The organism is Agrobacterium sp. DKPNP3, from assembly GCF_052686535.1.
Genome location: NZ_JBQYSN010000031.1, coordinates 37,697 through 48,028, shown reverse-complemented (window position 1 = coordinate 48,028; position 10,332 = coordinate 37,697). Strand labels below are relative to the sequence as shown.

The 10,332-nt window shown below is 56.2% G+C and carries 9 protein-coding genes and 1 pseudogene; 5 read left to right on the top strand and 5 right to left on the bottom strand.

Annotated features, from left to right (window positions below; translation table 11 throughout):
* Positions 1–47 precede the first annotated feature (47 nt).
* Complete coding sequence (locus ACUTJJ_RS11195; protein ID WP_445542185.1) at positions 48–545, top strand: DUF6985 domain-containing protein; 498 nt, start codon at positions 48–50, stop codon at positions 543–545.
* A gap of 294 nt (positions 546–839) precedes the next feature.
* Positions 840–1,364, top strand: a pseudogene (locus ACUTJJ_RS11190) (sulfite exporter TauE/SafE family protein); the annotation flags it as partial.
* Between the two features lie 96 nt (positions 1,365–1,460).
* Here ACUTJJ_RS11190 and ACUTJJ_RS11185 read toward each other — a convergent pair.
* From ACUTJJ_RS11185 to ACUTJJ_RS11170, 4 genes are all read right to left on the bottom strand, one after another.
* Positions 1,461–1,829 carry a response regulator gene (locus tag ACUTJJ_RS11185; protein WP_445542184.1) on the bottom strand — a complete coding sequence of 123 codons (369 nt, stop codon included), beginning with the start codon at positions 1,827–1,829 and terminating at the stop codon, positions 1,461–1,463.
* On the bottom strand, positions 1,819–5,235 hold the full coding sequence (locus ACUTJJ_RS11180; protein WP_445542183.1) for a CheR family methyltransferase: 3,417 nt from the start codon (positions 5,233–5,235) through the stop codon (positions 1,819–1,821). The genes ACUTJJ_RS11185 and ACUTJJ_RS11180 overlap by 11 nt, the downstream gene beginning before the upstream one ends.
* A gap of 65 nt (positions 5,236–5,300) precedes the next feature.
* Positions 5,301–5,873 (bottom strand): PAS domain-containing protein, encoded by a 573-nt coding sequence (locus tag ACUTJJ_RS11175; RefSeq protein WP_445542182.1) that lies wholly within the window; start codon positions 5,871–5,873, stop codon positions 5,301–5,303.
* A 132-nt stretch (positions 5,874–6,005) separates the two neighbouring features.
* Positions 6,006–6,215, bottom strand: a complete 210-nt coding sequence (locus tag ACUTJJ_RS11170) for a hypervirulence associated TUDOR domain-containing protein (RefSeq protein ID WP_445542181.1) — start codon at positions 6,213–6,215, stop codon at positions 6,006–6,008.
* Positions 6,216–6,519: 304 nt separating this feature from the next.
* Between ACUTJJ_RS11170 and ACUTJJ_RS11165 the strand changes: the two genes are divergently transcribed.
* From ACUTJJ_RS11165 to ACUTJJ_RS11155, 3 genes are all read left to right on the top strand, one after another.
* Positions 6,520–8,085 (top strand): catalase, encoded by a 1,566-nt coding sequence (locus ACUTJJ_RS11165; RefSeq protein ID WP_445542180.1) that lies wholly within the window; start codon positions 6,520–6,522, stop codon positions 8,083–8,085.
* Between the two features lie 181 nt (positions 8,086–8,266).
* Complete coding sequence (locus ACUTJJ_RS11160; RefSeq protein ID WP_445542179.1) at positions 8,267–8,587, top strand: hypothetical protein; 321 nt, start codon at positions 8,267–8,269, stop codon at positions 8,585–8,587.
* A 155-nt stretch (positions 8,588–8,742) separates the two neighbouring features.
* Positions 8,743–9,375 carry a hypothetical protein gene (locus ACUTJJ_RS11155; protein ID WP_445542178.1) on the top strand — a complete coding sequence of 211 codons (633 nt, stop codon included), beginning with the start codon at positions 8,743–8,745 and terminating at the stop codon, positions 9,373–9,375.
* Positions 9,376–9,445: 70 nt separating this feature from the next.
* Here ACUTJJ_RS11155 and ACUTJJ_RS11150 read toward each other — a convergent pair whose 3' ends face one another.
* On the bottom strand, positions 9,446–10,264 hold the full coding sequence (locus tag ACUTJJ_RS11150) for an alpha/beta fold hydrolase (protein WP_445542177.1): 819 nt from the start codon (positions 10,262–10,264) through the stop codon (positions 9,446–9,448).
* Positions 10,265–10,332 lie beyond the last annotated feature (68 nt).

Genomic DNA, 10,332 nt, shown 5'->3' with positions numbered 1-10,332 from the left:
CCCCTAACCTTACCGTACTTGGGCCGCATTTGCGAAGGTACAGATCTATGACTACGATAATCGTTTCTTATTTTGATGGCGCTGAAGTCGAACTGGACGAAGAGCCTGATCCTGACGCTCCGGGGTCCGCTGCTGCTCTGGCCTCGTTTCTTGCGCTGACGAAGGAAGACAGGCTGTCGGACACGCGGCACGTTTTTGCCTTCTACAAGGACTATTACGAAGAGGCCGGGAGACCGGAATGGCTGGACGCGGAAATAGGCATTCCGGAATCACCCGCCGATATTTGGGATCATGTCACTCCCGGATCTGTCGCCGTCCAGAAAGGGCGAAGGGACGATGACAACTGGTATGTTGTGATGCAGGCTGAGTGCGGTTGGGATGCCGAACGGGGACTCATGATGGTTTGGCGAAACGGTGCGACGCTTACGAAGGTCGGCGGGTATAACGGTCACCTGACCAATGTGAATGCCTACGCAGATCCGGACCTGGAGACAGTCGTCTACAAGGCGAGAAACCCCGAATTCACAACAAGGCTTTCTCAGTAGGTTGGACTGAAATTCATCAAACGTTGTTTCCGATCTCAGGCGGTACGACCGGATAACGGCACATGCCATTCTGCCGGGAACCCTCCAGTCCTTAACGCGGCCGCTCTATAGTGGCTTCGGGAAGGCCCAGCGAAACCACGCGGCAGTGACGACCGTCGCCAGGCCCTCGTTCTGACCGTCCTTACATTCATCGTTCGTGGCAAGAAATGATCTAGGCCAGACCCCGGTTGCGCCTGAGCCAACGTGACACCACCACATTCAAGTTGTGTTTCGGCGTGGAATATTGACCCCTCTGGCGCGCTGGCCGGCTCCAGCCTCGGCAAAGCGATGGACGGAGAACGCCTGATCTTCCTGTTCGGCATTCTGATGGTCGTGGTTGGCGCCCTAATACTCAAGCCCAGGAAGCCGACATTGGTCGAAAATCGTCCGGTCGACCTGAGGATGTGCCTTGTCACCGCAGCCGTGGCGCTGGCCGCCGGCGCAGCTTCCCGCTTCTTCGGGATCGGCGGAGGTTTTCTGATCGTGCCAGGTCTGATGCTTGCGACCGGCATGCCAATGATCAACGCGATCGGCACGTCGCTCCTGTCCGTCGCGGCGTTCGGGCTGGCGACCGCGCTGAACTATGCAGCGTCCGGGCTGGTGGACTGGTGGCTGGCAGCCGAGTTCACCGCTGGAGGCATCGCAGGCGGCCTCCTTGGCATAATGCTCGCGACGCGGCTGAGCGCCTACAAGAACATCCTCAACCGACTATTCGCGGCGCTCATCTTGGTGGTCGCCGGTTATATCTTCTATCGGAGCTTGATTAAGTCGGGCGCTTGAGGTCCACGCCGACGGCGCCTCGCAGTTTTAACCGACTCAAGTGCGGCCCGGCTGGGAAGCCACAAAATCTGCCAGCGAATTTCGCCCACTGGCTGATCAGGCAGCCCGCCCCTCAACTCTAAAGCCCGTGAGCTTTTCGACTAAAGCTGTTGGATGACACGGCTTCTGACAGACCAGTGCCTGCGGATAGTCCTGTTCGAGTTTAGCGGGGTTCGCATGAGCCGAGTGAAATACGAACGGAATGCCCGAGTCCGTAAGACGATCTGCGACCGGGAAAACCTCCCCGTCTGTCAGGCGAACATCGAGGATGGCGCAATCAACCGTGTGGGCTTCCAGAAACTCCAGCGCCTCGCGGGTGCTGGCAAATGGCCCCAACACCTCCCACCCTTCATCTTCGAGTGTCATCTGGATATCGAGGGCGACGAACATTTCGTCTTCAACCAGCAGAACAGTTTTATGCGTCATGTCTCACCGAGTTTGGCATTGTCAACACATGCGAGAGGATCGGCCCGTCGATATGGGTCTCGATCCTGGCACCCAGTTGCCTTGCAGAGGTCGAAAGCAAAATTGTCCCGAAACCCGCATCCCCGGCCGCCTTAACGTCTGAATCGCCGATCTCGTTCCATTTTAAAACCGTACCTTTTTCTGTTCGTTTCCAATCGACCTTTAATTTGCCCGCCTCTTTACCGAGCACGCCATGCTTTACGGCGTTTGTTGCCCACTCGTGAAGGATAAGCGTCAAAGGCGTGATGCAGTTGGTAGAGACTGGAAAAGGAGCATCCGAAACGCTGACCTTGGTAGCGCGGGCATGGGGAGCGATCATAATTTCAACGAGTTCGCGCATCTCGACCGGCTCTTCCCTATTGCGGTTAGACGCTAGCGTGTGGGCGTTGCCAAGTGCCAACACACGACCCTCGACGTCAGCAACAAGCGCCTCCGTCGTTTCGTGCTTGCGTGCCGCGATACGAAGGATACCGCCGATCATTGCGAACAGGTTCTTTACGCGATGGTTCATCTCGCTGATCATCAGTTCTCGCGCTTCGGCGAGCTCATTTTCGGCAGTTACGTCAACGCTGACGCCGATAATGCGCGGTGGATCACTATCTTCGACGTAGCGGCCGAATGTCTTTATCCAGCTGAAGCGTCCATTGCCTTCCAGCCGCGTCGTAATCTCGAACGCCTCATGGCCTTCCGCCTCCGCGTTGACAAGGGCCGCGCGCATGCGGTCGCTGTCGGCGGCCGACAGTTTGCCCAGAAAGCTGTCCAGTGAGGGGCGTTCATCATCCGTCTGAAGCAGTGCCATCGCGGCACCACCGAATACGAACTGGTGTTCGCTGGGAACGTACTCCCAGACGCCAATACCCGAGGCTTCGATCGCCAGGTCGTGACGGTCCCGCTCGGCTGCCAACTGGCTCTCGACGCTGATGGCGTGGCTGATGTCGGTAAAGACGATTGTTGCACCATTGATTGTGCCATCGATCGCGCGGTAGGGGAGGATCCTGAGCGAGAATGTGCGATCGCTGTCACGATCCGACACCATTTCCTGATACTCGGCCCCGTCGTTCATAACATTCTCGACTCGGGTCGTCAGATCGAAGCTGAGAAGGCGGTTCGTGACGTCCGACAAAGGTCGGCCACGGTCGGTTGGCTGCAGCGGAAAGATGGTCGTTGCAGCCTTCGTGTAGGATCGAAGCCGGCGTTCCCGATCCAAAACGATGACGGCGAGGCTGGTGGACTCGAAAAAGTTTCGTAGATCCGTATTGGCGACGGTGACCTCATCAACCTTGGTCTTGAGCTCATCGTTGACCGTGGTCAGTTCCTCATTTGTTGACTGGAGCTCTTCGTTCATCGACATCATTTCTTCGTTGGAGCTTTTCAGTTCCTCATTCGCAGTTTCGAGCTCCTCGGTTGCAGATCGCAGACGATGTTTCGCCGAACGCAGTTCGCGCTCAAGACTTTCGATGTGCCCGTTATTCGGCTCTAGGTCGATCAAATCGCCCGCTTCAAGTTGCGTGAACTGAGCTATCTCCTGAAAGACCACGAGAAACGAGCCAGCGTCGAGCGGATCGCAGATGATATCTGTTTTGAGCGTGCCGAAATCGGTAACGACCTCAATGCCACGGGCGACCACTCGCTTCTTGACCGACGCCACCTGTCGAACCAATGGCCCAAGGTGCTCACGGACACCTGGCCGAGCCAAACTCGCGGCACTGGATTCGTTGATACCAGTGACAGGAAAATCGAAAAAACGACCCAATGGCCCGTAAGCGACGACAATCTGGCCATCGTTGTCGAGAACAACACTGGCAGGCACGTATTTTTCCATGAGCCTTGCTGTCGCCAGCTGCTCGACGTTTTCGCTCGGAACTGACGCAGACGACGACGCCGTCTGCGGTCGCCGGATGTCCCGCCGCTCACCTGGAAGTGAAATAGGGTATGTTGGAGAACCGGGCACTCGTTCGAACAGTCGCGCCTTCTGGTTGATGACTGAAAACACGTTGTCGAACCGGCCGACACTTTCAGACGATCCCAGAAACAGGTAGCCACCAGGCCGAATGGCATAATGCATCAAAGGCATGACCCGTTTCTGCAGCTTGTCATCGAAGTAGATCAGCAGGTTGCGGCAGGAGATCAGATCGATCTTCGAAAATGGCGGGTCTTTGATCAGGCTATGACCAGAAAACCGGATCATATCGCGGATCTGGCCGACAAAATTGAACCGCTCTTTGTGCGGAATGACATAGTGTTCTTGCAGCTCGTGCGGTATGTCGGAAAGCGAGGCGATCGGATAAGATCCCTCTCGTGCGATCCTCAACATGCTTTCGTCGATATCGGTCGCAAAAATCTGCACATTGCATGGCAGGTCAAGTTTGCGGGCGGCCTCTGCAAACAGGATTGCGATCGTATAGGCTTCTTCGCCGCTGGAGCAGCCAGGAATCCAAACGCGGACGCCATCTTCTGACGGCGCGCCTTCGCGCAAGAGTGGTTCAATGGCCTGCTCGGCCAGAACGTCAAACGACGGCCTGTCGCGGAAAAAGCGGGTGACGTTGATCAGCAGATCACGAAACAATGCTTGGCATTCGTTTTGATCTTCGCGGACGCGCTCCAGATAGTCGGCGCCCTTGTCGATACCCAGGACATGCATTCGGCGCTCGACCCGGCGCACGAAGGTCGTGCGCTTGTATCCAGCAAAATCGTGGCCAACCACGCTCTGAAGTGCGGTGCAGAGGTCATCAACATGGTCTGCAACCTTCGAGGCTTCCTTTTTGTCAGCGCTCTGGCTCTTGCGAAAAAAGAACCCACTGATGCAGCTTAGGATCTGGTCAGGCGGCTGGACGAAGTCCACCAGGCCGGTTCCGGTTGCGGCGACAGGCATACCGTCGTACTTTGCCGTCGATGGCTCTTGCACAACGCAGAGACCGCCATTCTCCTTGATTGCTCGAAGGCCAGTCGAACCGTCGGCGCCCGTCCCTGATAAGATAACACAGGCAGAATTTGCGTTCTGGTCGTTGGCCAGCGAGATAAAAAAGTCGTCGATCGGCCGCCTTAGACCGCGAGGCTCTTCAAAATCCTTAAGCGCCAGCCTTCCATGCTCCATGCTCAAGCTCTTGCCAGGCGGGATGACGAAAACGGTATCGGCCTCGATCGCTTCGCCACCTTCGCACTGCTGAACGGACAACTGAGTATGTCTGCCCACCAACTCAGCGAGCATACTCTCGTGGTCGGGCGCAAGATGCTGTACCACAACGAAGGCAAGCCCGGTCGGCACTTCGGCTACAGCGAACATCTCGCGGAGGGCTTCAAGGCCACCAGCTGACGATCCTATGCCCACAACTGGAACAGGCTGCTCGGGTTCGCGAATGTCGGTCAATTAATATTCCTCGGCCTCTGCAGCGAGGCACATTCTTCCAGGCCACGATTAGCGAAGCCCTTCTATCAATAGGGCGAATTGGTTTCCAATTCAGCCAATGTCAGCTTGGCCTGCGCAATCGTGGTGGTCGAGTTTGCGATCGTAGCCAGGGTGCCCTCAACCATCACATTGTGACCGTCAAGGAGCGGCTTCAGGCGCGCCAGCGCGTCGCCGAGAGCGTCATCGTAGGCCTGCAGAAGATCGGGATGGGCCCGGCTTACATCGAACTGCGACGCGATGATGTAACGAACCTTCCCAGTTGAAGCTTTTAATTTTGACATGAACAGCAAATTGACGAACGGGCGGCCGTCTCTGCGGAAATTGACGATCGGCGCTCTCACGTTTGTTTCGTCACCATGGATAAAAGCGTGCAGCTTGCGCTTGGCTTCCTCGTTCGAAGCGAACTCGCCGTCCGGTCGTCGTTGAAGAAAACGACAATTGCGGCCGATCACGTCGGTGCTTTCGTACCCAGTCAGTTTGTAAAATTGCGAATTGGCTAAAACCAACGGGTTATCACGTTCTGTGCTTGCCAGTGCTAGCGCAATAGAAGAATTGCCGAAGAAATCCTTCAGCGCCGGCTCGATATCGCTTTCTTGCATCTTACCTCCGATGACATGGTCTGTTAACGCACCATATGCGGTTTTCGAGCGAAATTTAAAGGTCGTAGCGTGTTTTGACCGAGGATGCGGACCCTCCCGCCGATACGACTGGTCGCGGACTCTGCTCCAGAGTCATGTCTTGTGCAGTTGCTCAGGCTTGTGGGCCGCTCGCTTGCCCGATTTCGAACTCTCAACGATGTACTGCGGATCGGATGTCGAGGCCTTCACCTCATGGCCCTTGATCTTCGTGTTTTTGGTCTGCTTTTTGACCACCTTGCCGGTCGTCTTTCCTTGGCTGGTGGACCACTCTACCTTGTCGCCCTTGCTGAGAGACTTTGCCATCTGTTATCTCCATTCAACGTGTCGAAGTCGACGTAGCGCCGCGCACCTTAACCGCAGCAGGTCGAGACAAGTTCCTACTCTGTCAGATTTGATTACACTTCTTTAGTCGACGGTTCCGGCCGGCGTCGTCACCAGCCCCCAGAAGCTTCTCTTCGGTTGGCGAAATTGCCTCTTTGGCTCTCCAGCTCCAGCCAACACGGTACGGGCGTTAAGCATTTCCATCTGACGGATCACGGGGCATGGAACCGCAGGCTTGAGGTTGCGTTGTAGCATCCAGCCGCAACCCGCACTTTCGAGGGCAACCATGACCGACAAGAAATCCGCCCCCCGCACGACAACCGACGCAGGCATCCCTGTACAAAGTGACGAGCATTCACTGACGGTAGGACCAGACGGCCCTATCGTATTGAACGATCACTATTTGATCGAGCAAATGGCGAATTTCAACCGGGAACGTATTCCTGAACGGCAACCGCATGCCAAAGGCAGCGGGGCGTTTGGCCATTTTGAAGTGACAAATGACGTCACCAAATTTACGAAAGCAAAATTCCTTCAACCGGGTGCCAGGGTGGAAACGGCTGTTCGCTTTTCCACGGTCGCCGGCGAGCGTGGGAGCCCAGACACTTGGCGAGACCCTCGCGGCTTCTCGGTCAAGTTTTACACGGAAGACGGTAATTTCGACATGGTAGGCAACAACACGCCTATCTTCTTCATACGCGACCCGATGAAGTTTCAGCATTTCATCCGCAGCCAAAAGCGGCGAGCGGATAATGGACTGCGCGATCATGATATGCAGTGGGACTTTTGGACGCTAAGCCCCGAAAGTGCCCATCAGGTCAGCTACCTGATGGGCGATCGCGGGGTTCCAAAAAACTGGCGCGAGATGAATGGCTATGGAAGCCACACCTATATGCTCATCAACGAAACGGGCGAAAAGTATTGGGTGAAGTGGCACTTTCATACCGATCTGGGCGATGGTAATGCGCATCTGACTCAGGATCAGGCTGACAACATGGCAGGTCAGGACGGCGACTATCACCGGCGCGACCTGTTCAATCATATTGCCCAGGGCGAATTTCCGAGCTGGACGCTAAAGTTCCAAGTGATGCCGTTCGATGATGCAAAGACATACCGGATAAACCCCTTCGACCTTACCAAGACATGGCCGCACCGTGATTACCCCCTCATGGAAGTCGGCAAGCTTACGCTCGATACAAATCCCGTCGACTGGGACACCCAGATTGAGCAATTGGCATTCGAACCCAATAACATGGTGCCGGGCATCGGTCTCAGCCCGGACAAAATGCTTCTCGCCCGCGGCTTTTCATATGCTGACGCACATCGTGCCCGCCTCGGCGTGAACTACAAACAAATCCCCGTCAATCAGGCCAAAGCAGCCGAGGTGCATTCCTATTCGCGAGCGGGACAGGGCCGCACGGTCAATGCGCTTGATCCCGTTTACGCTCCCAACTCTTACGGAGGTCCCGCCGCCCAGCCGCAGACAGGCGGCGAAGCAACCTGGCTGGCAGATGGCGAGATGGTCCGGGCAGCCTACACCTTGCGAAAAGACGATGACGATTGGAGCCAAGCTGGCGCGCTGGTGCGCGAAGTGATGGACGACGCACAACGCGATCGCTTTGTCCAAAATGTTTCAGGTCACCTTGCCGACGGCGTAAGCGAGCCGATTTTGGTTCGAGCATTCGATTATTGGCGCAATGTTGACAAAGAGATTGGGGACAGGATCGAAAAGGCAACCCGTGATCTGGTCGGCGGTACCTCAAAATGTCCTGGAATGGCGAGCGCCGCTTCGATTAGTGGATATCAAGGCGTTCCGGCGACGTCGTCGGTTGCGAAGGGCCAGACGAAGTAGAGGCGCGTTCTGCAGACTGCGTTATCCGCAAGTTGAGCGCGATGCAATCTGTTGTGCTATCTCCTCCCTGCATGAACGCCGGGAGGAGATTTCCAGACTAAGGATCTCACAGTCGCCGAACACCTCGCGAGTTCGTTCATTCCGCTTCATTATGCGCGGCTTGAGGAGAAAATTGGCTCAAATGAAGGAGCTCTATCCCAAGACACCGGACGGTCGATACTTTGTCGTCAAGGGAAGACTTTGGCGGTGTAGTAACCCAGCGCTCGATGAACACAAACGCCAGGCACTCGTCGATGATCTGATGTCGGCACGCCGAGCAGTCCACCACGCATCAGCAAATTCCCCTGAAATGGCGAGGGCTAGAGAAGAAGTGGACGCCGCCAAGCGCGCGCTCGGCGAGCGTGGGCCGGTTTGGTGGGACGATGGCGTTCAGGATTTCAATCGCCATCTGGCAAAGAACACGCCATATGCGGCGTGGTTTGCACGGCAAGGCGCTGATTGATGCGGCAAGCATTTACTCCCCGTACCGAACTTTCCGCGGAGAGCGCCGGAAAGAGATATGAACCGGCGCGGTCGACTATCCGAGCAATGCCGATGTTGTTAGACCTCTGCCCGCGCACGCGTTGACTGAAAGCGGGCTGCCCCCATTTATGAGCGATGCCGAAGCGTGAACATAACGACATAGAACTGATCAGGACGTGGACCCTGCCCGTCGCAGTAACCTTGGGATCAGCCAAACGCGCGAAGGGCGTGTTTCAAGAGCTGCAGGCCAGGCTGCCTGCACCGTCCAAAAAGTCGATTTCTCTTGATGGAATCGATCTTATTCTGGCGATGCGAGCCAGCGAAAAGGCCGCCTTCAACGCGGCCGCAAGTATTGCGAACAGCGTGATATCTCAAGCCGAGCGACTTCCTGTCATTCCGCGAGAAATCGAGGACATCCTGACCATGAAGACCAGCGAGCGTCACCGCTGGCTCGCCGACGGTCGTTTACAAAGCGCTGGTACAAGGACGGTCCGATTGAATGGACGCGCCCGCCAGATTACGTTCCATGTCTTCGACCCCGAGGTGGTTGAGGAGCTCCTCAATAGCGAAGCTGTAGACGAATGGCGCGTCGAGGACGCAGAGGCGAAAGCCGAGAAGAGAATTCGCGCGGCCTATCGGGCAAAGCTGAAGCGCCTGAGTAGAAATGAAAAAAAGAAGCGCTCGAAGGATGCATCGGATCGCGTGGGCGAGCCAGATCTGGAGCTTAAGGGCTGGGAGGAATTCGACCTAGACGGCCTACTCCGCTGACCGGAGTGGCCTAAAGCCAAAATTTCTCCAAGGAATCCGGGCGCACCAAGGCGCGCCCGTCGCCTTCATCTCAGCGCAGGAATTCGATCAAGTCCTTGTTCAGACGTTCTGGCACCGTTGCAAACAAGCCATGAGGCTCGCCTTCGTATTCAATGAGCTTTGCGCCTGCGATCGCGTTTGCAGCCGCCCGGCCTGTCGGATCAATCGGTACGGTCTTGTCGCCCGTGCCGTGAATGACGAGCGTGGGGATCGTAAAGGCTGAGAAATCCGGACGAAAGTCTGTCTTGCCGAAAGCGTCGACACAATCGATTGTCGCCTTCGGGCTTGCCATGATGCCAAGAACGAAAGACCAGTCCAGCACGCCCTGGCTGACCGGGCTGGTCACGAAGCCAACGCCATAGAATGTCTTGGCAAAGCTTTGCAGGAAGTCGAAGCGGTCCTTCCGGATGTCCTTTTTCATGCCCTCAAAGACGCTCGCGTCAACACCGTTGGGGTTGCTCTCGTCCTTAAGCAGGTAACCGGCGACCGAAGCGACCAGAACGGCTTTCGACACTTTCGATGCTCCATGCCGCGAGAGATACCGGGCGATCTCACCCCCGCCCATGGAGAAGCCGACAAGGCTGACACTTCCCAGTTCAAGACCATCGATCACGGAAGCCAGATCGTCAGCGAATGTATCGTAATCATAACCGTTTGCAGGATGTCCTGACTGGCCAAATCCCCGGCGGTCGTAGGTTATGACCCTAAAGCCCGCTTCCAGGAGAGCCAATGCCTGGTATTCAAACATATCCCCCGTCAATGGCCAGCCGTGGATGAGGATGACGGGGCGGCCTTCGCCCATATCTTTTACGTGCAGCTTCGTGCCGTCTTTTGCTTCGATGAATGCCATCTGGTGACTCCCTTTATGATGTCACCGATAATGGCGGCGGGCGAGATACAGTTCCAAGCGACTGCCTA